Annotated in this window: 19 protein-coding genes and 1 riboswitch; of the genes, 6 read left to right on the top strand and 13 right to left on the bottom strand. The window is 70.0% G+C overall.

Annotated features, from left to right (window positions below):
- Window positions 1-13 precede the first annotated feature (13 nt).
- Together D4739_RS08965 and D4739_RS08960 are read left to right on the top strand one after the other, a co-directional pair.
- Window positions 14-1,999 carry a helicase-associated domain-containing protein gene (locus D4739_RS08965; protein WP_120060304.1) on the top strand — a complete coding sequence of 662 codons (1,986 nt, stop codon included), beginning with the start codon at window positions 14-16 and terminating at the stop codon, window positions 1,997-1,999.
- The gene (locus tag D4739_RS08960) at window positions 1,992-3,641 is read left to right on the top strand and encodes a DNA repair helicase XPB (RefSeq protein WP_120060303.1); all 1,650 of its coding nucleotides are present in this window, start codon (window positions 1,992-1,994) and stop codon (window positions 3,639-3,641) included. The genes D4739_RS08965 and D4739_RS08960 overlap by 8 nt, the downstream gene beginning before the upstream one ends.
- 18 nt (window positions 3,642-3,659) lie before the next feature.
- Here D4739_RS08960 and D4739_RS08955 read toward each other — a convergent pair whose 3' ends face one another.
- Window positions 3,660-4,598, bottom strand: a complete 939-nt coding sequence (locus D4739_RS08955; RefSeq protein ID WP_120060302.1) for an esterase/lipase family protein — start codon at window positions 4,596-4,598, stop codon at window positions 3,660-3,662.
- A gap of 128 nt (window positions 4,599-4,726) precedes the next feature.
- Window positions 4,727-5,923, bottom strand: coding sequence for an RtcB family protein (locus D4739_RS08950; protein ID WP_238473584.1), 1,197 nt, complete (start codon window positions 5,921-5,923; stop codon window positions 4,727-4,729).
- A 146-nt stretch (window positions 5,924-6,069) separates the two neighbouring features.
- Here D4739_RS08950 and D4739_RS08945 point away from each other — a divergent pair, with 146 nt between their 5' ends.
- Window positions 6,070-7,587: a hypothetical protein gene (locus tag D4739_RS08945; protein WP_120060301.1), complete on the top strand. Its 1,518-nt coding sequence runs from the start codon at window positions 6,070-6,072 to the stop codon at window positions 7,585-7,587.
- 45 nt (window positions 7,588-7,632) lie between these two features.
- On the opposite strand, the gene D4739_RS17340 is transcribed toward D4739_RS08945, so the two are convergent.
- Entirely contained in the window at window positions 7,633-8,328 is a 696-nt protein-coding gene (locus D4739_RS17340; protein WP_274380482.1) for a GntR family transcriptional regulator, read from the bottom strand.
- A gap of 149 nt (window positions 8,329-8,477) precedes the next feature.
- On the opposite strand from D4739_RS17340, the gene D4739_RS08935 reads away from it, so the two are divergent.
- Window positions 8,478-9,104, top strand: a complete 627-nt coding sequence (locus D4739_RS08935) for an alpha-ketoglutarate-dependent dioxygenase AlkB (RefSeq protein WP_120060299.1) — start codon at window positions 8,478-8,480, stop codon at window positions 9,102-9,104.
- Here D4739_RS08935 and D4739_RS08930 read toward each other — a convergent pair.
- The 6 genes from D4739_RS08930 to D4739_RS08905 all read right to left on the bottom strand — a co-directional run bounded on the left by D4739_RS08930 (window position 9,101) and on the right by D4739_RS08905 (window position 15,711).
- Entirely contained in the window at window positions 9,101-9,733 is a 633-nt protein-coding gene (locus D4739_RS08930) for a hypothetical protein (protein ID WP_120060298.1), read from the bottom strand. The two genes, D4739_RS08935 and D4739_RS08930, sit on opposite strands and share 4 nt — an antisense overlap.
- Entirely contained in the window at window positions 9,733-10,260 is a 528-nt protein-coding gene (locus D4739_RS08925; protein ID WP_238473583.1) for an RNA polymerase sigma factor, read from the bottom strand. Before D4739_RS08925 ends, D4739_RS08930 begins: the two co-directional genes overlap by 1 nt.
- 242 nt (window positions 10,261-10,502) lie before the next feature.
- The gene (gene groL, locus D4739_RS08920) at window positions 10,503-12,134 is read right to left on the bottom strand and encodes a chaperonin GroEL (protein WP_120060296.1); all 1,632 of its coding nucleotides are present in this window, start codon (window positions 12,132-12,134) and stop codon (window positions 10,503-10,505) included.
- Between the two features lie 196 nt (window positions 12,135-12,330).
- Entirely contained in the window at window positions 12,331-13,179 is an 849-nt protein-coding gene (locus D4739_RS08915; RefSeq protein ID WP_238473582.1) for an SGNH/GDSL hydrolase family protein, read from the bottom strand.
- A gap of 115 nt (window positions 13,180-13,294) precedes the next feature.
- Window positions 13,295-14,296: a cytochrome d ubiquinol oxidase subunit II gene (locus tag D4739_RS08910; protein ID WP_120060294.1), complete on the bottom strand. Its 1,002-nt coding sequence runs from the start codon at window positions 14,294-14,296 to the stop codon at window positions 13,295-13,297.
- Window positions 14,293-15,711: a cytochrome ubiquinol oxidase subunit I gene (locus D4739_RS08905; RefSeq protein WP_238473581.1), complete on the bottom strand. Its 1,419-nt coding sequence runs from the start codon at window positions 15,709-15,711 to the stop codon at window positions 14,293-14,295. Before D4739_RS08905 ends, D4739_RS08910 begins: the two co-directional genes overlap by 4 nt.
- A gap of 162 nt (window positions 15,712-15,873) precedes the next feature.
- Here D4739_RS08905 and D4739_RS08900 point away from each other — a divergent pair, with 162 nt between their 5' ends.
- On the top strand, window positions 15,874-17,118 hold the full coding sequence (locus D4739_RS08900) for a DUF2157 domain-containing protein (protein WP_182920358.1): 1,245 nt from the start codon (window positions 15,874-15,876) through the stop codon (window positions 17,116-17,118).
- A complete protein-coding gene (locus D4739_RS08895; RefSeq protein WP_120060292.1) occupies window positions 17,115-17,678 on the top strand; it encodes a GDYXXLXY domain-containing protein in 564 nt (187 codons plus the stop codon). The genes D4739_RS08900 and D4739_RS08895 overlap by 4 nt, the downstream gene beginning before the upstream one ends.
- Before the next feature lie 171 nt (window positions 17,679-17,849).
- Here D4739_RS08895 and D4739_RS08890 read toward each other — a convergent pair whose 3' ends face one another.
- The 4 genes from D4739_RS08890 to D4739_RS08875 all read right to left on the bottom strand — a co-directional run bounded on the left by D4739_RS08890 (window position 17,850) and on the right by D4739_RS08875 (window position 21,120).
- Complete coding sequence (locus D4739_RS08890; protein ID WP_120060291.1) at window positions 17,850-18,128, bottom strand: MoaD/ThiS family protein; 279 nt, start codon at window positions 18,126-18,128, stop codon at window positions 17,850-17,852.
- Between the two features lie 59 nt (window positions 18,129-18,187).
- Window positions 18,188-19,453, bottom strand: coding sequence for a threonine synthase (gene thrC / locus D4739_RS08885; RefSeq protein WP_120060290.1), 1,266 nt, complete (start codon window positions 19,451-19,453; stop codon window positions 18,188-18,190).
- A gap of 11 nt (window positions 19,454-19,464) precedes the next feature.
- Window positions 19,465-19,609, bottom strand: a riboswitch (SAM riboswitch).
- A gap of 9 nt (window positions 19,610-19,618) precedes the next feature.
- Window positions 19,619-20,536 carry a trehalose-phosphatase gene (gene otsB / locus D4739_RS08880; protein ID WP_120060289.1) on the bottom strand — a complete coding sequence of 306 codons (918 nt, stop codon included), beginning with the start codon at window positions 20,534-20,536 and terminating at the stop codon, window positions 19,619-19,621.
- A gap of 74 nt (window positions 20,537-20,610) precedes the next feature.
- Window positions 20,611-21,120, bottom strand: a complete 510-nt coding sequence (locus tag D4739_RS08875) for a LytR C-terminal domain-containing protein (protein WP_120060288.1) — start codon at window positions 21,118-21,120, stop codon at window positions 20,611-20,613.
- Window positions 21,121-21,125 lie beyond the last annotated feature (5 nt).

Below are 21,125 nucleotides of genomic sequence, written 5' to 3'. Positions count from 1 at the left end.
GTTTTGAGCCCAAATGACCCCTCCTCCCAGTTCGACAGGGCAGCCGGCCAGCGCCCCCATCGCGCGCTCTCTTGCCGACCACTTGCGCCAGTGGCCCGAGGAACGCCTCGCCCACCTGCTGCGCCTGCGACCTGACCTCGCCGCCCCCGCTCCCCAGGATTCCTCGCAGCTCGCCTCCCGTTCGGCGACCCGTGCCTCGACGCTCCGGGCCCTGGACCGGCTCACGCTCGCCGATCTCGGGATCCTCCACCTGCTGGTCGGTCGCGGCCAGGTGCCGCGCGACGAGCTCAGCGGCTCGAGCGAGTCGGTCGAGTTCCTCGAGGCGCTGGCCCTCATCTGGGAGGGGTCCGGCGGACTGCGTGCGGTCACGGTCGTTGCCGAGCTCCTCGGACGCGCCCCCGCCCCCAGCGGACCGGTCACCGCGCCCGAGCTGGTCACCACGGCCCAGTCGCCTTCGCTGGTCGCCAGCATGGCCGCAGGAGCCGCGTTCGAGGCGGCACGACGGCTCGAGGTGCTGCTCGACCACTGGAGCACCCAGCCCCCCGTCGTACTCCGCTCGGGCGGTCTCGGGGTCCGCGACCTCAAGGTCGCCGCGCTCCTGCTCCACGTCACCGAGCGCGAGGCCGCTCTCCTCCTCGACGTCGCCGCGGCCGCGGGCCTGCTTGCCGCCGGTCCGGTCGGCGAGACCGAGGGATGGCTCCCCACCGATGCGTACGACGCGTGGTGCCGCCTCCCTGCCGGCGAGCGCTGGACGCGACTCGCCTCCGCCTGGCTCGCCTCACCCCGGACCCCCGCGCTCGTGGGTGGACGCGATGCCGCGGGCAAGGCCGTCAACGCCCTGGCGCCCGGCCTGGTCGACCCGCACCAGGTCGACACCCGCCGGACCGCCCTCCAGGAGCTCGCCGACCTCCCGCCCGCCACCGGACTCGCGACCGGCACCGGCCTGCCGTCGCTGGTGGCGCGGGTGCGCTGGGTGCGGCCCCGGCGCGCATCAGTTCAGGCGGCCCTCGTCGCCGCATCCGTCGAGGAGGCTGCGTTCCTGGGCCTGACCGGGCTCGGCGCCCTGTCACCTGCCGGGCGCGCGCTGCTCGCGGGCGAGGACGCGGCCGCGATCCTGGCGCCGCTGCTTCCCGAGCCGCTCGACCACATCCTGATCCAGGGCGACCTGACCGCAATCGCGCCCGGCCCGCTGCTCCCGGCCCTGGCCGCACGACTGCAGCTCGTCGCCGACGTCGAGTCCCGCGGCGGCGCGACGGTCTACCGCTTCGCCGCTGGCTCGGTCCGGCGAGCTCTCGACGCCGGTTGGTCAGCTGCCGAGATCCACGCCTTCCTCGCCGAGGTCTCGCGCACCCCGGTCCCACAGCCGCTGACCTATCTGGTCGACGATGCCGCACGCACCTATGGCACCGTCCGCGTCGGCTACGCCGAGGCGTTCCTGCGGTCCGACGACGAGGCCGCACTGGCCACCCTGCTCGGAGACCCGCGCGCTGCCTCGCTCGGCCTGCGCCAGCTGGTCCCAACGGTGCTGATCAGCACCACACCCATCGACGTGCTGCTCCCCCGGCTCCGGGAGCTCGGCCTCGCGCCCGTGGTCGAGGCAGCCGACGGCACGGTCCACGTCGCCCGGCCCCAGGTGCTGCGCGCCCGCACCCCCAAGGCAACGCCGACCGGACGCGACGCGGCCCGCGAGACGGCCCAGGTCAACGCAGCCGTCGCCGCCGTGCGCGCCGGCGACAAGGTCGCGTCGTCACGGGGCAGCGCGCTCGTCGCCTCGACCCCAGCCGGCGCGGTCGCGGCACTGCGTGCTGCGGTCGAGGGCGGTGAGAGCGTCGTGATCGAGTACCTCGACAACCACGGTTCCCGCGGCGAACGCATCGTGGACCCGCTGCGGGTCGAGGGCGGACAGCTCACCGCATACGATCACCGCAGCGAGGACCGGCGCTCGTTTGCCGTGCACCGGATCAGTTCCGTGCGGGCCGTAGACTCAGCCGGTGAATGATGGCCCCCTGATCGTCCAGTCGGACAAGACCCTCCTGCTCGAGATCGACCACCCCCAGGCGGCCGATGCGCGACGCGCGATCGCGCCGTTCGCCGAGCTGGAGCGGAGCCCGGAGCACATCCACACCTACCGGCTGACGAACCTCGGCCTGTGGAACGCCCGCGCGGCCGGCCATGACGCGGAGCAGGTGATCGACACGCTGCTCACGCACTCGCGCTACGCGGTGCCGCACTCGCTGCTGGTCGACATCGCCGAGACGATGGCGCGCTACGGCCGCCTGCGCCTCGAGAAGCACCCGGTCCATGGCCTGGTCCTGGCCAGCAACGACCGGCCCGTGCTGGAGGAGGTGCTCCGCGCCAGGAAGATCGCGGGCATGATCGGCGAGCGCGTCGACGCCGACACCGTGATGGTGCACGCCTCCGAGCGCGGCAACCTCAAGCAGGCGCTGCTCAAGCTCGGCTGGCCGGCCGAGGACTACGCCGGCTACGTCGACGGCGAGGCGCACCCGATCTCCTTGACCCAGGACGGCTGGGCGCTGCGCAGCTACCAGTCCGAGGCGGCCGAGTCCTTCTGGCACGGCGGATCGGGCGTCGTCGTGCTCCCGTGCGGCGCGGGCAAGACGATCGTCGGTGCGGCCGCGATGGCGCACGCCCAGGCGACCACGCTGATCCTGGTCACCAACACCGTCTCCGCCCGGCAGTGGAAGGACGAGCTGATCAAGCGCACGTCGCTGACCGAGGACGAGATCGGCGAGTACTCCGGATCCACCAAGGAGATCCGGCCGGTCACCATCGCGACGTACCAGGTGCTCACGACCAAACGGAAGGGTGCCTACACGCACCTCGAGCTCCTCGACGCCCGCGACTGGGGCCTCGTCGTCTACGACGAGGTGCACCTGCTCCCAGCGCCGATCTTCCGCATGACGGCCAACCTCCAGGCCCGCCGCCGGATCGGCCTGACCGCGACCCTGGTCCGCGAGGACGGTCGCGAGGGCGACGTGTTCTCGCTGATCGGTCCCAAGCGCTACGACGCGCCCTGGAAGGACATCGAGGCGCAGGGCTACATCGCGCCCGCCGACTGCGTCGAGGTGCGGGTGACCCTCCCCAACGCCGAGCGGCTCGCCTACGCGGTCGCCGAGCCCGAGGAGCGCTACCGCCTCGCCGCCTGCACGCACCACAAGATCGACGTCGTACGCCGCCTGGTCGCCCAGCACCCCGGCCAGCCGACGCTGGTGATCGCGCAGTACCTCGACCAGATCGCCGAGATCGCCGAGGCGCTGCAGGCGCCTGTCATCACCGGAGAGACCCCGGTCAAGGAGCGCCAGCGGCTCTTCGACGCGTTCCGCTCGGGTGAGGAGGAGCTCCTGGTGGTCAGCAAGGTTGCCAACTTCTCCGTCGACCTGCCCGGTGCCGAGGTCGCGATCCAGGTCTCGGGCTCCTACGGCTCCCGCCAGGAGGAGGCACAGCGCCTCGGCCGGCTGCTGCGCCCGAAGTCCGAGGGCAAGAGCGCGCACTTCTACACGATCGTTTCGCGCGACACGGTCGACGCCGACTTCGCGCAGAACCGGCAGCGGTTCCTTGCCGAGCAGGGCTACGCCTACCGGATCGTCGACGCCGACGACATCGAGCAGGGCACCGCCTAGCGCCTGCTCAGTCCTGTCTCACAGGGTGCCGAGGAACGGAAGCACCAGCTGGCACGGCACCGGCTTCCTGTTCGCCGGGTCCAGGGCGTTGAGCACGATCCGTGCAGCAATCGGGTCGGCCACGATCTGGAAGTGCTCCGAGAAGTCGAGCGGGCAGTAGCTCTGGACGACGTGGTTCGTCATGCCCGGCTCGATGCCCGAGGTGTAGGGCTGCACCAGCTCGTCGTACTGCGTGACGATGTTGGTGTACTCGATGCCGGGCACGATCGGAGTGCCGCCGGAGCGCATCTTGGCCCAGAACGCCGAACCGGCGAGGAGCTGAGGGCCGGAGGCGAAGAACGGATCGAGGGCCTGGCCCAGCAGTGCCGTGACACCGAAGGGGGTGCCCATCGTCGAGAGCTTGTCGAGGCCCGCGGGGTTCGTGCCGTGCCACAGCGGGGCGATCGACACGTAGCGCTTGATCTTCGGGGCACCACCGAGGAACTTCGCGTAGTAGTTCGGCATGACGGTGCCCTCGGAGTGCCCGAGGATGTCGACCTGCGTGGCACCGGTGGCCGCGAGGACCTTGTTCACGAACGCCTTCAGCTCGACGGCACTGTCCTCGATGCGGTTGACGCCGCCGAACTGGTCGAGCGGCGTCGGCGCGAGCTTGTTGACGCCGTAGGTCAGCGCGAAGACGCAGTAGCCGTTGTTCTTCAGCAACGGGCCGAAGGTCTGCCAGTTGGTGGCCTTGTTGCCGGTGAGCCCGTGGACGAGGACGACGGGACGCGGGTGGGCCGCGGTCGGCTTGCAGGTCCAGATGTTCGTGCCGGGTGCGTCGGCGTTGGGCTGGAGACCTGCGAGCACCGCGGAGGTGAGGAAGGAGTACGGCACCGGCAACGGCGCGGCGTACGACGCCGTGGGCAGCAGCAGGGCGACGACGGCGGCAAGGACGACTGACAAGCGGACGCGCAACATCTCGAACTCCCTCTGCGCGCCCGAGCGGACGTGCTTGACGGTTACAACGACCGTCGTCGGTGGAGGTGACGAGCGCCACGTCGCAGGCAGGACAGGCCGGCCCGGGACCGCTCCCGGACCGGCCTGCCTCAGTCCCCCTTCACGTTCACGATCTGCCGCAGCGTGTGGCGGATCTCCACCAGGTCGACGGCGTCCGCCATGACCTGGTCGATGTCCTTGTAGGCCTGCGGGATCTCGTCGATGAACGCGGCGGTGTCGCGGTACTCGATACCGACCATCGCCTCGCGCAGCTGCTCGCGCGTGAACGTCCTGCGCGCCCCGGTCCGCGAGTACTCCCGCCCGGCGCCGTGCGGCGCCGAGTTGAGCGAGACCGGGTTGCCCTTGCCCGTCACGACGTACGACGCGGTGCCCATCGACCCCGGGATCAGCCCCGGTCGACCTGCCTCCGCGTTGATCGCGCCCTTGCGGGAGAGCCACACCGTCTTGCCGAAGTGGAACTCCTGCTCGGTGTAGTTGTGGTGGCAGTTGATCTCCTCGAGACGCTCCACCGCACCGATCCCGTCCTCGCCGGACCCTGCACCGACCCACTCGGCGAACTGGCGCACGACCCGGTCCATCATCTCCTCGCGGTTGAGCAGCGCGTAGTGCTGCGCCCACCGCATCTGGCCGATGTAGGCGTCGAACTCGTCGGTGCCCTCGACCAGGTAGGCGAGGTCCGGGTCGGGAAGCTGGATCCAGCGCCGCGCGCAGTCGTCACGCGCGATCCGGATGTGCTTCTGGGCGATCCGGTTGCCTACGCCCCGAGAGCCCGAGTGGAGGAACAGCCACACTCGGTCGAGCTCGTCGACGGTCACCTCGATGAAGTGGTTGCCCGATCCCAGGGTGCCCAGCTGCAGGTCCCACCGCTTCGCGTGGTCGCCGGGCTCGAAGCCGGCTTCCTTCGCGCGGAGCGTGAGCTCATCGATCCGGCGCTCGGTGTGGGCGCGGCTGATCTTGCGGTTGGCCGCACCGGCCGAGAGCGGGACGGCGCGCTCGATCGCCTCACGCAGCGGGCGCCGGTCGTCCGGCAGCTCGTCGCGCGTGTACGCCGTGCGCACGGCGATCATGCCGCAGCCGATGTCGACGCCGACCGCGGCGGGCATGATCGCGCCCAGGGTCGGGATGACCGAACCCACCGTCGCGCCCAGGCCCAGGTGGGCATCCGGCATCAGCGCGAGGTGCGGGTGGATGAACGGCATCGTCGCCGTCGTCATCGCCTGCTCGCGCGTGTTCTTCTCGAGGATCGAAGCCCAGTTCCAGAGCTTCGGATTGATCTGGTCCATCATCGTTTTCATCCGTCTCCGGCCGGCGCTCTCCGCACCGGCCACGATGCCCGGCCGGTCGACCGGGCCCGAGGAGGCTAGGGCGGCGAAATCCCGTTGCGCACCGGATTTCCGGTGTGCGTGCAGAGAACTCGGGCTAGCCTCCGCCCATGTCCGAGCCGTCCGGGATGTCCGCAACCGCAGAGCCCGCCGAGCCCTCCCAGCCCTCCCAGCCCTCGGAGCCGCGCGAGTCGTCCGGGTGGCTCCGTGCGCCGCGGGGCCGCCGGGTCGCGCTCGCCCTGACCGTGCTCGCCGCCTTCGCCGGCCTGGCCGCAACTGGTGCGGTCCTCGACCGGAATCACGACACCGGGCCCGACCACCCCTCGACCTGGGACGAGCGGGTGGTGCCCTACGTCGAGATCGCCGAGCGGCTGCGCGGCCTCGAGTTCAAGCACCCGGTCCACGTCGACTTCCTGGCAGCGAAGGAGTTCGACAAGCAGGTGACCGCGGACGACAGCGACCTCACCGACGAGGACCGCGAGGACATGGCCGACATCAAGGACCTGATGCGCTCGCTCGACCTCGTGCCTGCGGATCTCGACCTCCTCGAGGCGGCGAACACGATGGGTTCGAGCGGTGTCATCGGCCTGTACTCGTTCGACGACGACCGGGTTCGCATCAACGGCACGAAGCTCACCCCGGCGGTGAAGTCGACTCTCGTGCACGAGCTGACCCACGTCCTCCAGGACCAGCACTTCGGCATCGGCGACCACATGGACAGCTTCGAGGACGACACGACGGGTGCCGGCTCGGCGTACAGCGCACTGGTGGAGGGCGATGCCTCCCGGATCGAGACGAAGTACGCCAAGAGCCTTTCCCGCGCGGATCGCAAGGCGCTCCGGAAGGAGCAGAACGGCGAGGCAGAGGCGGCCGAGGAGGGCATGGCCGAGATCCCTTCCGTGCTGCAGACGCTCATGGGCGCGCCGTACGCCCTCGGGGAGGCGCTGCTCGATGCGGCCGTCGTGGATGCGGACGACGACGAGGCGAACGAGTCCGTCGACGACCTCTTCGCCAACCCACCGACGACGGACGAGCACCTGCTCGACCCCTGGTCGCTCCTGGCCAGCGAGGACCCCGCCGATCCGGTCAAGACGCCCGGCCTCGCGTCGGGCGAGAAGTCCTTCGACTCCGGCACGTTCGGTGCGCTGACCTGGTACCTCGTGCTGGCCGCCCGGATTCCGGAGCTCGCCGCGCTCGACGCGGCCGACGGCTGGGGCGGAGACGCGTACGCCGCGTACCGCTCCGGCGGCGAGTCCTGCGTCAGCATCGACTTCGTCGGCGACAACCCGTCGGACACCGAGGAGATGGCGCGCGCACTTCGTCAGTGGTCAGCCAAGGGGCCGGCCGGCGCCGCCTCGGTCAAGGCGGATGCCACGACGGTGCACTTCCGCTCCTGCGCTGCCAAGGCGGGCAGGCCCGTCGGGTCCACCCCCGACGATGTCCTGAGCTTGCCGCTCACCCGCACCTACATCACCATCGGGGCACTCGAGTCCGGGGCCCCTCCACTCTCGGCACGGTGCGCCGCCAGCGGGTTCATCCACCGGCTTCCGATCGATCGCCTGCAGGGTGACTTCGGCGAGCGGCCGGGCGACGAGGCGATCCGGCGCGAGATCTGGCGCTCCTGCTGACCTGCCTCGGTCACGTCGCGCAAGCTCGCCGGACGCTCGGCTCAATCACGTCTCGGCGAACTGGACGAAGGCTGTGAAGCGCGAGCCCGGGTAGACCGACCGCGAGACCTCGATCGGCCGCTGGCGGTGCAGCGCGCGCCGGGCGACACGGAGCACCGCATCGCCGAGCTCGATGCCGAGGAGCTCCGCCTCGTCCTCGGTCGCCAGGTCGGCGCTCACCGAGTCCTCCGCCCACGTCGGGCGCAGCCCGCGGCGGTCGAGCGCGGCGTACAGGCTCGCAGGCATGCCGGTCTGGAGGAAGCCGGGCAGCAGGACCTCGTTGAGATAGGCGTCCTCGATGCACATCACGATGCCGTCGGCTCGCCGCAGCCGCTTCCAGTGCAGCACCGGGTCACCGTTGGTGATGTTGAGGGCGCGAGCAACTCCGGGACCCGCCTTCTCGCGGCGGGCGATCAGCGTCTGCGTGTCCGCGACGAGGCCTCGCCGGCGCATGTCCTCGGTGAAGCTGGTGACGCCCGAGGGCGGGCGGACCGGCTCGGCGACGAAGGTGCCGCGGCCGGGGACACGCTCAAGCAGACCCTCCGTGACGAGAGCATCGATGGCCTGGCGCACCGTCATCCTGGCAACGCCGAAGCGCTGCACGAGCTCGCGCTCAGACGGCGCGGGAGCCCCTGGCGAGGCGCCAGTGACCAGGTCCCGCACATATTCACGAACTTGCACGTGCTTGAGCTGCACCGTCACCCCCGTTCTCGCTGCTCTGAGGAGTATGCCGTCAGTAGTCCGGACGGACGGGTTGTTGCGCAGAAGATGACCCATACGGACTATTCGGGCCGCCTGACAGGCCGCGCGGATTCTCGAATGCCTGTTCGATCACCTGCTATTCTCTCGCCATGAGCGTCGAGTTCCAGGGCGACCTCTTCGACCTCGCCAGCGCACCGGTCCTCGGTCGCCTGCGCGGTTCAGTCGCCCGCACCGAGCTTGCCGACGGAGCCTGGGTCGACGTCCGACGCTCGTGGGTGACCGGCGCGGGCGAAGTGCTCCGCGCGCTTGTCCGGGACGTCCCGTGGCGCGCCGAGCAGCGCACCATGTACGACCGTGTGGTCGACGTCCCGCGTCTCGTGCACACCTACGCCGCGGACGACGCGCTCCCCCACCGGGTGCTCGGCAGCGCCCGCCAGGCGCTCACCAACCACTACCTGCCGGAGCTGGGCGACTCGTTCGCCACCGCAGGCTGTTGCTTCTACCGGGACGGTCGCGACTCGGTGGCGTGGCACGGTGACCGGATCGGCCGCGGAGCGACCGACGACACGATGGTCGCCATCCTCTCCTTCGGTGATCCGCGGCGGCTGTTGCTGCGGCCCGAGGGCGGCGGTGCCTCGATCGCGTTCACGATGGGTCACGGCGACCTCCTGGTCATGGGCGGGTCCTGCCAGCGGACCTGGCAGCACTCGGTGCCCAAGGCGCGCTCGGCAGGTCCCCGGATCTCCGTGCAGTTCCGCCCGGCCGGGGTCTTCTAGAACGCCTCGTCGTACGCCGCCGCCATCTCGGTGCTCCACGGCGCACTGAGGCCACAGGTCGCGACGGCGCCGTCGAACGCACCCACCAGGTAGCGCTCGCCTTCTGCGAAGGTGATTCCGCCCTCGAGCAACACCTCCGGGCTGCCTGCGGTCACCACGACGACGTCAGCGCCGGTGTCGCCGGCGTACCAGTGGTCGGGACTCAGCGTCACGGTGTCGCCCTCCACGTCGTCGACGGTGCCGGAGAAGGCAACCTCCAGCGGGCGAAGGGCTTCCGGCGAGAACGCCATGCACATCTGCATCGCGTCCTGCGGCGCCAGCGTCAGCGCCAGCTCCTTGCGCGGTGCATCGTCGCCTGCGCCGCCGGTGCCGTCGCCATCGGTCGCGAGAATGGTCGCGGCCAACGCACCACCTCCGACCACCAGCGCAGCCGCTGCCGCCGCGATCCACAGCCCGCGCGCCGGTGCCTTCCGGGCGCTGCCGCCCACCTTCGCCACACCTTCATCTGCGTCGTGCGTCATGACGGTCTCCTCCACCAGGTCCTGGATCCATGAGGGCGCCCGCTTCTCGTCGACGTCGCTGGCTGGGTCCGCCGCGCGGATCAGCGCGCGCAGCTCGTCGTCGTTCATCAAGGCCGCCTCCCTTCGCCTGGTTCCTGTCCGGCACCGGCCGGATCCTGTCCGAGAAGCACTGCCATCCGGCGCTTCGCCTTGTACAGCCGGATGCTCACCGCATTCGCCGACAGGCCGGTGACCACTGCGATCTCGCGCGGCGCCAGCCCTTCCCAGGCCCAGAGCATGACGATCTCCCGATCGAGGTCCCTGAGCTCCGCGAGGGCCACCAGCACCTCGGGATGATCGGATTCGTCGCCCGCCGGAGCCGGCGGATCAACCCGCACGATCCTCTCGACGAGGCGCAGCTGGCGCTGACGCGAGCGCCTCGCGTTGGCCAGGCAGCCTCGCGCCACGGCGTACGTCCAGGGCAACGGGTCATCACCCGGCACGTCGCCGAGCCGTCGCCACAGCACCAGGAACACGTCGGCCAGCACGTCATCGACCTGGTCGTGGTCCGCGCGCCGCGACAGATAGCACCGCAAGGGCGGCCCGACAGTCTCCGCAAGCGCAGTGAATCGCGCGTGCTGCTCCAGGTCGGCCACGGTCTCCACACTCCCACCTGTCCGGCAAGGCACGGGTTCTTTCCGGCGAGCTGTACGTCGATGCGGCCCCCACCCCGCCTGCCGCGCACTGATCCGGGAGCGGCGTTGAAGCGCACCGTGAGGGGACGGAGACGCGGAAGGCCCCTTTCCCGGCCAATCCCACGGAGTGGGTTTGGGCTCTTGGCCGGGAAAAGGGCCTGGAGCGTCGCCGTCAGGCGACAGTGCGCAGAAGCGCAGGTGGATCAGAAGTCCATGCCACCCATGCCGCCGTCGCCGCCCGGCATCGCTGCGCCGGCCTTCTCGGGCTTGTCGGCCACAACGGCCTCGGTGGTCAGGAACAGCGCCGCGATGGAGGCCGCGTTCTGCAGGGCAGAGCGGGTCACCTTCGCCGGGTCGATGATGCCGGCGGCCAGCAGGTCGACGTACTCACCCGTGGCAGCGTTGAGGCCGAAGCCCGGCTCGAGGCCGGCGACCTTCTCCGCCACGACGCCACCCTCGAGACCGGCGTTGATCGCAATCTGCTTGAGCGGGGCCGAGATGGCAACGCGGACGATGTTGGCGCCAGTGGCCTCGTCACCCTCGAGGTCCAGCTTCTCGAACGCGACCGCGCCGGCCTGGACGAGCGCGACACCTCCACCGGGGAGGATGCCCTCCTCGACAGCAGCCTTGGCGTTGCGGACGGCGTCCTCGATGCGGTGCTTGCGCTCCTTGAGCTCGACCTCGGTGGCCGCGCCGACCTTGATCACCGCAACACCGCCGGCCAGCTTGGCCAGACGCTCCTGCAGCTTCTCGCGGTCGTAGTCGGAGTCCGACTTCTCGATCTCGGCGCGGATCTGGTTGACCCGGCCCTCGATCTGGCCGGCGTCGCCAGCACCCTCGACGATGGTGGTCTCGTCCTTGGTGATGACGACCTTGCGGGCCTGGCCGAGCAGCTCCAGGCCGGTCGACTCGAGCTTGAGGCCGACCTCCTCGGAGATGACCTGGCCGCCGGTCAGGATCGCGATGTCCTGCAGCATGGCCTTGCGGCGGTCACCGAAGCCCGGAGCCTTGACGGCGACGGACTTGAAGGTGCCACGGATCTTGTTGACGACCAGGGTCGACAGCGCCTCGCCGTCGACGTCCTCGGCCAGGATCAGCAGCGGCTTGCCGGACTGCATGACCTTCTCGAGGATCGGCAGGAGGTCCTTGACGTTGGAGATCTTGGAGTTGGCGATGAGGACGTAGGGGTCCTCGAGCACGGTCTCCATGCGCTCCGGGTCGGTCACGAAGTACGCCGAGATGTAGCCCTTGTCGAAGCGCATGCCCTCGGTGAGCTCGAGGTCGATGCCGAAGGTGTTCGACTCCTCGACGGTGATGACGCCTTCCTTGCCGACCTTGTCCATCGCCTCGGCGATGGCGTCGCCGACGGTGGTGTCGCCGCCCGCGGAGATGGTCGCGGTGGCCGCGATCTGCTCACGGGTCTCGACGTCCTTGGCCTGCGCCAGCAGCTGCTCGATGATCGCAGCCACGGCCGCCTCGATGCCGCGCTTGAGACCCATCGGGTTCGCGCCAGCAGCAACGTTGCGGAGGCCCTCGCGGACCAGCGCCTGGGCGAGGACGGTCGCCGTCGTCGTGCCGTCACCGGCGACGTCGTCGGTCTTCTTGGCGACCTCCTTGACGAGCTCGGCGCCGATGCGCTCGTAGGGGTCCTCGAGGTCGATCTCCTTGGCGATGGAGACGCCGTCGTTGGTGATCGTCGGGGCGCCCCACTTCTTCTCCAGGACGACGTTGCGGCCCTTGGGACCGAGGGTCACCTTCACCGCGTCGGCAAGAGTGTTCATGCCGCGCTCGAGGCCGCGACGGGCCTCTTCGTTGAATGCAATCAGCTTCGCCATGACTTCTGCGATTCCTTCGTCATGAGTTGGAATGTGGGGACCTCGGCGGGCTGCCCGCGACGGACGGACCTCGCACCCGGCGGACCCTTCCCGCCGGACTTGAGGACCTCAGCTTCGCCAGGTCCAGGTTGTCACTCTCATGAGGAGAGTGCCAGCCTCATGTTTAGCACTCGACCCAAGCGAGTGCAAACGTTTCTCAGGCTGAGGGCGGCTCGCCGCTCGCCAGCCGCGGCAGATGGAAGCCGGGCGTGTGGTGTCCGTCGGGCACCGCCTCCGACGCACCGAGCGCGGCGAGCAGCGACGGCAGCATCGCCTTCGCCGTGCGCCGGTAGCCGAGTGACGACGGATGGAACTGGTCGATGCTGAACATCTCCTCCGGATGGGAGATGAAGAACGGGCCGGCCACCTGGGCGAGCACGACGACGTGCGCTCCGAGCTGGAGCGCCGCATCACGCTGCGCAGTCGCCAGCTGCTTCGACGCCATGGACCCGAGCGTGCGCAGCGGCTGTCGCACGGCACGCAGCATGTCGAGGTCGGGACAGGTGCCGACGACGACTGCGGCGCCACGGTCCTGGAGCTGGCGGATCGCGTCCTCGAGGTGGGCGATCGACTCGGCGAGCGGCTTGCGGTGGGTGATGTCGTTGCCGCCGACCACGATCACGGCCACGTCGGGTCGGTAGTCCTCCGGCAGCCGCGCGATCTGCCGCCCCAGCTCCTCGGAGTGGTTGCCCACCTTGGCGACCGTGCGCAGGCGGACCGAACGCTTCACCTTCTTGGCCAGACCCTTGGCCAGGCGAGCGCCCAGTGTCTCCCCCGGCAGGTCGGCGCCCAGCCCGGCCGCGAGCGAGTCGCCGAGCATCACCAGGTCGAGCGGATCACCGAACCGCTTGCGGTAGACCTTGTCGGCCTTCGGTGCCTTCTCCCCGTGCGGCTTGCCCATCACGGCACGCGCTGCATCGGCCTGCCGGTGCAGCAGCTCGCGCCCGCCGTACGTCGCGCCGCCGACCGCCGCTGCGACTGCGCCGCTGACGATCGCGGCACCCATCCACATCCTGCTGTGTCGCATGCCGTCAGTTGTGCCACGGCTTCGTGAACCGATGCCCAACTCCGTGCAGCGTGTCGGCAACAGGCCGCCGCCCGGATAGTCCCCCACCATCCGGTCAGTGCTTGGTCCAGCGCTCCGACTGGGTGAGCCAGAAGAGGTAGCCGAGGGCGGGCAGGACGATCACGCCGGCCAGCGCGACCGCGAAGACCAGGGCCCGGAGCGTTGCCGGCGCACCGGCTGCGTCGACGAAGGTGATCTCGTCGACGAGCAGCCAGGGGTACTGGGCGACGCCCCAGCCGAGGACGACCGTGCTCACGGCACCGACCGCCGTCAACCGCGCGAACGCGTAGCGGCGGCGGTAGATCAGGACCAGCGTCGCCAGACCGGCGGCACCCGAGAGCAGCACGAGCGGCAGGGCGCGACCGGAGAGCCCGTCGAACAGGGTCGGTGCGTCCGAACGCAGCGGGAACAGGCCGGCGAAGACGACCAGGCCCGTGACCACACCGACGCCGAGGGTGCGGATCCGCAGCGTGTCGGCGAGGTGGTCGTGCCCGGCGCGCGCGGCGTCGGCCACGAGGAACGACCCGGCGAGGAAGGCACACGTGCCGCCCGCGACCAGGCCGCCGACGACACCGGTCGGATTGAGCCAGGACGTGATCAGGTCGCCGTTGCCTTCAGCCGGAACCCGGCCCGACGCGATGGCGCCCGCGGCCGCGCCCAGGAAGAACGGGGTGACAAGCGAGGAGAGGGCGAAGATCGCGCCGAAGAGCCGCGCCTGGCCCAGCGTCTCGGCGTACTTGCGGAAGGCGAAGCTCGCGCCACGCAGCACGATGCCCAGCAGGGCCAGCATCAGCGGCAGCCAGAGGGTCGTCATGGCCGCGGCGAAGGCCATGGGGAACGCGGTCCACCACGTCACCAGGACGAAGACCAGCCAGACGTGGTTGGCCTCCCACACCGGTCCGATGCTGTGGTCGATCAGGGTGCGGAGCTCAGCGCCGCGGCGCGACCCGCCCGCGGTCAGGTCGAAGAAGCCGGAGCCGAAGTCGGCGCCGCCGAAGACGGCGTACGCGAGGACTCCGGTGAAGAGTGCAGCGGCGACGATCAGCTCGACGCTCATGCGTGGCCCCCGTCCGTCGCGTCGGTGAGAGCAGGGCCGTAGGGGCTCGGGAGGTCCTTCTCCCCTTCGCGCCAGCGGCGGGCCATCGACCTCAGCACGACGTACGCCGCGGTGCCCATGAGGACGTAGACGAGGGACGTGCCGGCGAGCGACCACCACAGGTAGGGGTTGTCGGTGGCCGCGTCCTCCGTGCGGAGGAAGCCGTAGACCACCCAGGGCTGCCGGCCCACCTCGGTCGCGATCCAGCCCGCCTCGAGCGCGACGATCGCCAGACCCCCCGAGACGGCGGAGAAGCGGAGGAACCACTTGTTCTCGAGCAGGTCGCGCTTGCGCCAGCGGAGGAACCAGAAGAGGGCAACCGCACCGGCCAGCAGCGTGCCGATGCCGACCATCGACTGGAAGGCGAGGTGCGCGGTGTTGACCGGCGGCAGGTCCTCCGCGGCGAACTCGTCGAGCCCGGGGACCGGCTTGTCGAAGTCGTTGCGCGCGATCAGCGATCCGAGCGCGGGGATCTTGAGGGCGTACTTCACCTCGCCGTCGACCAGGATCCCGCCGAGCGTCAGCGGCGCGGGCTGCTCACGGGTCTCGGAAAGCTCGAAGGCGGCCAGCTTGGCCGGCTGGTGCTCGGCGAGGCGCAGGCCGAGGACGTGGCCGACCAGCGGCTGCGCGAGCGCGAAGACGGTGGCGAAGACGAAGGGCACCATGAAGCCGAGGCGGTGGTGTGCGTCGCGACGACCCTTGAGCATGCCCACCGCGTAGACACCGCTGATGCAGAAGCCGACGACGACGAATGCGGCGACCCACATGTGGGCGAACATCAGCCAGACGCCGCTGTTGAACATCGCCTGCCACGGCTGGATGTCGACCACGTCGCCTGCGGCGTTGAGGCTGAAGCCGGTCGGGTTGTTCATCCAGGCGTTGACCGCGAGCACGCAGAAGGTGCCCACGACGCCCGCGGTGGCCATCGGCACGAGCATCAGCAGGTGCACCTTCGCGGGCATCCGGCCCCAGCCGTAGAGGTAGATGCCGAGGAAGATCGCCTCGACGAAGAAGCTGAGCCCCTCGAAGGCGAACGGCAGGCCGAGCACATCGCCGTACTTGCCCATCAGGCCGGGCCACAGCAGGCCCATCTCGAAGCTCAGCACCGTGCCGGACACCGCGCCGATCGCGAACAGGACCGCAGACACCTTCGACCAGCGCTTCGCCAGCTCCAGCGCGGCCGCGTTGCCGCGGATGCCGAGCAGGTGCACCACGAAGATCATCGTCGGGAACGCGACGCCGAAGCAGGCCAGGATGATGTGCGAGCCGAGCGAGAGGGCCATCTGGTTTCGCGCCGGCAGGAGTCCGATCGGGGCGTCGTCGCCGACAACCGCAAGCAGATGGGGAAGGAACGCGGGGAGTACGTCGAGGGCCACGATCCGAGGCTACGCACGCGACGCCACTGAGGCACTATGAGAAAACGCACCTGCCGATCGCTTGTATCGATCACGCGATTCGACACGACCGGGACCAAGGTCGGGCAAAGGTGAGTATTCGGACGGATGGCGCACAGGTCACCGGACCGCCACGCTGAGGACATGAGCACCGACCTCCCCCCTCCGGGTTCACCTCCGGACGCACGGCAACGACGCGGGCCCACGCCCGCCACTCCCGGTCAGCTCGCCTGGCTCGGGCACGAGGTGGCCGCCTGGCGGGCCGACGGGATCCTCACCGACGAGCAGGCGACGCTCCTCCTGGGCCGCTACCACCCGGTCCGGCGGCTGGAGCTCTCGCGCATCGCGCTGTGGCTCGGCGCCGGGTTCGTCGGCATCGGCATCATCTGGCTGGTCGCCGCCAACCTCGACCAGCTCCCGCCACTGGCGCGCTTCGGGGCGGTGGTGCTCCTCTGGCTCGGCTCGGTGGTGGCCGCAGAGGTCCTCGACCACCGCGTCCGCACCCGCCGCTCTCCCGTCGTCGGAGCAGCGCGAGGCCTCGCCGGCCTGCTCTACGGCGCAGTGGTCATGCAGGCGGCGCAGAGCCTCCAGGTCCCGGCGTACGACGCGACGCTCGTCGGCATCTGGGCCGCCGGTGCCCTGCTCTACGCCTACGCCGTCCGCGGCGTCGCTCCCCTGGTGGTCGGCGTGCTCCTCGCTTCGGGGTGGCTCCTGTGGCACACCGGCGAGAGCCTCCAGCGGCAGCCGTCCTTCGTGCTCGCGCTCGGCGCGCTCGCGATGGCAGGCCTTGCGCTCGGACGACTTCACGACAGTGCGGCCGACCGTGCGGGCTGGAGTCACTTCGGCACGGTCTGGCGCTTCCTCGGCGCGGTGACGGGACTCGCTGCACTCTTCGTCGCAGCGCTCCCCTGGGGCGACGGCGACACGCGGTACGACGCGTGGTTGGTCGGCGCGCTGGTCGTCGCAGCACTGCTCGCTGGCGCGGGCGCCCTCCGCAGCACCGGGGCCGGACGGCTCGAGGCAGCCGGAGGCGTGGTGATCCTCGCGCTGGCCATGGTCCTGACCTGGTGGTCGCCGGAGACCCCGGACGTGGGTGACCAGATCAGCGCAGCCGCCTGGCTCCACGCCATCGTCGCGATCGTCTTCTTCGTCGCGGCCGCCGCCGGCGTCGCCGCGATCGGCGTACTCCGCGACGAGGCCGCACTCACCTGGATCGGCGTTGCGGCCCTCGCGCTCTTCACGACCGTGCAGAGCTTCGCGGTCTTCGCGCAGGTCATCACCGGAGCCTGGCTGTTCGTCGCCCTCGGCCTGGTCTTCGCCGGCACCGGCTGGATCGCCGACCGGGCCCGCCGCGAGATGGTCGAAGCCCTGGAAGGAGCAGACCGATGAACCGTCGCTACCTGGTCCTGGCCCTCGTGGTCCTGGCCCAGCTCCTGCTGGTCCCCGTGGCCGTGTTCGGACAGCTCTCGGCCCGCCTCACCGGTGAGGAGTACCTGGTCCGCGTCGGTCCTGTCGACCCGATCGACCCCTTCCGCGGCGCCTACGTCGCGCTCTCCTACCCGGATCTGCAGCCGTCGGAGGCCGAGCGGAAGGCGCTCGACGAGAACCACGACGACGGCCGCCAGGTCTACGTCCGGCTGGTCGAGGAGAAGGGCGTCATGGTCGCCGACGGCCTCACCCGCGAGCGCCCCGACGACGGGCCCTACCTGGCCTGCGACGACCGCGACTGGCAGCTGAAGTGCGGCATCGAGAGCCTGTTCCTCCCGCAGGACAAGGCCGCGCAGGTGCAGAAGGACATCAACCAGTCAGGTCTGTGGACCGGCGAGTTCGAGGAGTACGACGAGAACGGCAACCTGATCGAGCGCCCGACTCCCGACTCGGGCTACGCCGCCCGGATCAAGGTCGACAAGTGGGGCCACGCCAGCGTCGTCGCCCTCGAGAAGCGTTGACACGTCCCTTCGTTCACGTCGACACGGCGCAACCTTGACGCCGAGACGTCCCTTCGTTCAACGAAAACGGCGCAAGATCCGGGCCTCCTGTGGAGAACTCCGGATCTTGCGCCGTGTCGACGTCAACGAAGCGCCGTGTCGACTCAGATGTTGCGCCGTGTCGACAGTTGGTCAGCAGCCGCCTGCGACGGCGGGGATGACCGAGATCTGCGCGCCGGCCGGGGTGGCGGTCGCGAGGTTCTCGAGGAACCGCACGTCCTCGTTGCCGACGTAGACGTTGACGAAGCGACGCAGGTCGCCCTTGTCGTCGAGGATCCGGCCCTTGATGCCCGCGTAGCTGGCGTCGAGGTTGTCGAGTACCTCGGCCAGCGTGGCACCTTCAGCAGTGACCTCGGAGGCGCCACCGGTGTAGGTGCGCAGGATGGTGGGGATGCGGACGGAGACGCTCATGTTCTTCCTCGAAGGTCGGGCTGTCAGTGCGGGTCGATCACGGGTGATTGATCAGGGGGTCAGACGAGACCAGACGCGCGGAACGCGTCGTACGACGGGTCGATGGTCGCCGCCGCGCCCACCAGCTCGGTGACTGCATCCAGCGTCTTGAGGCCGTGACCGGTGTTGATCACCACGGTCTCGAGCGAGGTGTCGAGCTGGCCGGTCTCGACCAGCTTCTTCAGGACACCAACGGTGGTGCCGCCGGCGGTCTCGGTGAAGATGCCCTCGGTGCGCGCCAGCAGCACGATGCCCGCGCGGACCTCGTCGTCGGTGATGTCCTCGACGGCGCCGCCGGTCTCCCGGCAGATGTCGAGCACATAGATGCCGTCAGCCGGGTTGCCGATGGCGAGCGACTTGGCGATCGTGTCCGGCTTCACCGGGCGGATCGCGTCGACGCCGGCCTTGTAGGCAACCGACACCGGCGAGCAACCAGTCGCCTGTGCACCGAAGACGCGATAGGGCTTCTCCTCGACGAGACCGAGCTTGATCAGCTCCTGGAACGCCTTGTGCACCTTGGTCAGCTGCGAGCCCGAGGCGACCGGGATGACGATCTGGTCGGGCAGGCGCCAGCCGAGCTGCTCGGCGATCTCGTAGCCGAGTGTCTTGGAGCCCTCGGCGTAGTAGGGACGGACGTTGACGTTCACGAATGCCCACCCGTCCTCCTCGCCGGCGATCTCGGAGGCCAGCTTGTTGACGTCGTCGTAGTTGCCGTTCACGGCAATCAGCGAGTCGGTGAAGATCGCGGAGTTGACCTTCTTCGGCGTCTCCAGGTTGGCCGGGATGAAGACCACGGTCTTGATGCCGGCCCGGGCACCGGCGGCAGCAACGGCGTTGGCCAGGTTGCCGGTCGACGGGCAGGCGAAGACCTTGGAGTGGAACTCCGTGGCGGCCGAGAGCGCACACGCGACGACGCGGTCCTTGAAGGAGTTCGTCGGGTTGGTGGAGTCGTCCTTCACCCACAGGTTGTCGATGCCGAGCTCACGACCGAGGTTGTGAGCCTTCAGCAGGCGGGTGTAGCCGGGCTCCATGTTGGGCGACTGCTCGATGTCCGACGGGACAGGGAGCAGCGCCTTGTAGCGCCAGATGTTGGCGGGACCGGCCTCGATCTCCTCACGCGTGATCGCGGGGAAGTCGTAGGCGATCTCGAGCGGACCGAAGCACTCCGGACAGGCGTAGTTCGGGCCGAGCGGGATCTCGTGGCCGCACTCGCGACAGGCAAGACCGGTGGCGTGACCAAACGCGCCTTCGCGCAGAACCTGGCCAGCACTCTCAACAATGCTCATGAGGAACCTCCCTCTCATCTTCCCCACGTCGGACTTCGCCGCGGGCCGGAATTAGCACCGTTTCCGCGACTGCTCCACCAGTTTCGGTGACGCAGGAGGTTCGCGGCGGTTGCCGGGACTTCACAGGGCCGTTCCCTCAGTCCCTCTCGATGAGCTGGGCCAAGCCTACGGGCCGGACTGACGATCCGCGAATCGGGTCCAGATTCTGGGTCCCTCGCCCGCGACGCGTCCGCCGGCGTCCTCGGCGAAGGCAGTGAGGAACTCGAGTACGCCGCCGGGGCCGGGCACCACGAGGTCGGCGAGTGGCAGCAGCGCGCTCTCCACGGGACCGGCCTCGCCGTCCTCCTCGGCGGCCGAGCACACGAGGAGTGTCGGCACACCCGTCTCGCGGAGCTCGGCGACCGCATGGAAGGCGTCCACGTCGCCGAGGTCGTCGCCGACGAAGCAGAAACCACCTGCGCGGAGGTCCCGCGCGAGACCGTGCACCACGTCGCCCTTGTGAGCCCCGGGCGAGCGGATCTCGACGACCTGCTTGCCGGGCTCGACGATCATGTCGTGGCGCTTGGCGGCAGCGGCCAGCTCGGGGAGCAACCGCGCGAAGGCCTCCTCGCTGTCCGGGAGGCGGCGCGTGTGCACGGCGACCGCGAGCCCCTTGTGCTCGACGAAGGCATCGGCCGCGCCGCAGCGCCGCAGGATGCCGGGCAGCTCGCGCAGGAACGACGCCAGGCCGTGGGGCGGCCGCGGTCCGATCACGCGCCGGTTGGACGAGCTCCACCGCTCGTTGCCGTACTGCCCGAAGACGCGCAGCTCCTGGCCACGCTCCCCGAACACGTCGCCGAGCTCGTCGAGCTCCCCGAGGGCGACGACCTGGCGCGCGGGCCGGCCGGTGACCACCGCGATGCCGAGGACACGCTCCGCGAGCGCGGCGAGTACGCCGGGCGCCTCCGGATGGATCCGGGCTCGCTCGGGATCGTCAACGATGGGCGACAGCGTTCCGTCGAAGTCCAGACCGACCACCGTCTCGGAGGCGACCTTGACCAACGCGGCGTACCGTCGCATCCCTTCCGGGGACGTGAACCGCATGCCTCTACTCAACCATGAACCCGGAAAGCGGTCCTGCCGACCGGTCCCGTCAGGCGGTCAGACCACCCGGAGACTCAGGAGTAGTCGGAGGTGAGGATGACCGTGAGCCGGTCGGGCTTCATCGGGTCCACGGCCGGGCGAACGCGGGTGATGCCGAGGTCCTTGGCGAGCAGCCTCGCGGCGTCCTCGAGGCGGGGCCCGAAGTAGATCGTGGGCGCCGGGACCGAGGCGGACCAGTTGTCCGTGCCGACGACCTGCCAGTTCAGCACCGAAGCCTTCGACGCAGCGCGGGCCGCGAGGCCCTTGATGGCGGAGGTGTTGTAGACCTCGACCACGACGTCCTTGCGGACCACCGGCGGCTTCGGCTTGGGGGCGGCCGTGGTCGGGGGCGCGGTCGAGACCACCGAGGACTCCGGCTGCGACACGGGCTGCAGCTTGCCCGGGCCACCCTCGCCACGGGTGGCGATGAGCGCGATCCCGGCCATCGCGACAGCGACGACGCTCAGCATGACGACGGGCGACGGGGCGGTCACGCCAGCCTCACCGAGCTGGGCGGAGCGGGTGCGAAGGGTCTGGAACCGCATGCGGA

This window comes from Nocardioides cavernaquae, from assembly GCF_003600895.1.
GTDB lineage: Bacteria > Actinomycetota > Actinomycetes > Propionibacteriales > Nocardioidaceae > Nocardioides > Nocardioides cavernaquae.
The sequence above is the reverse complement of the archived record's forward strand: the minus strand, read 5'-3'. Positions and strand labels throughout refer to the sequence as shown.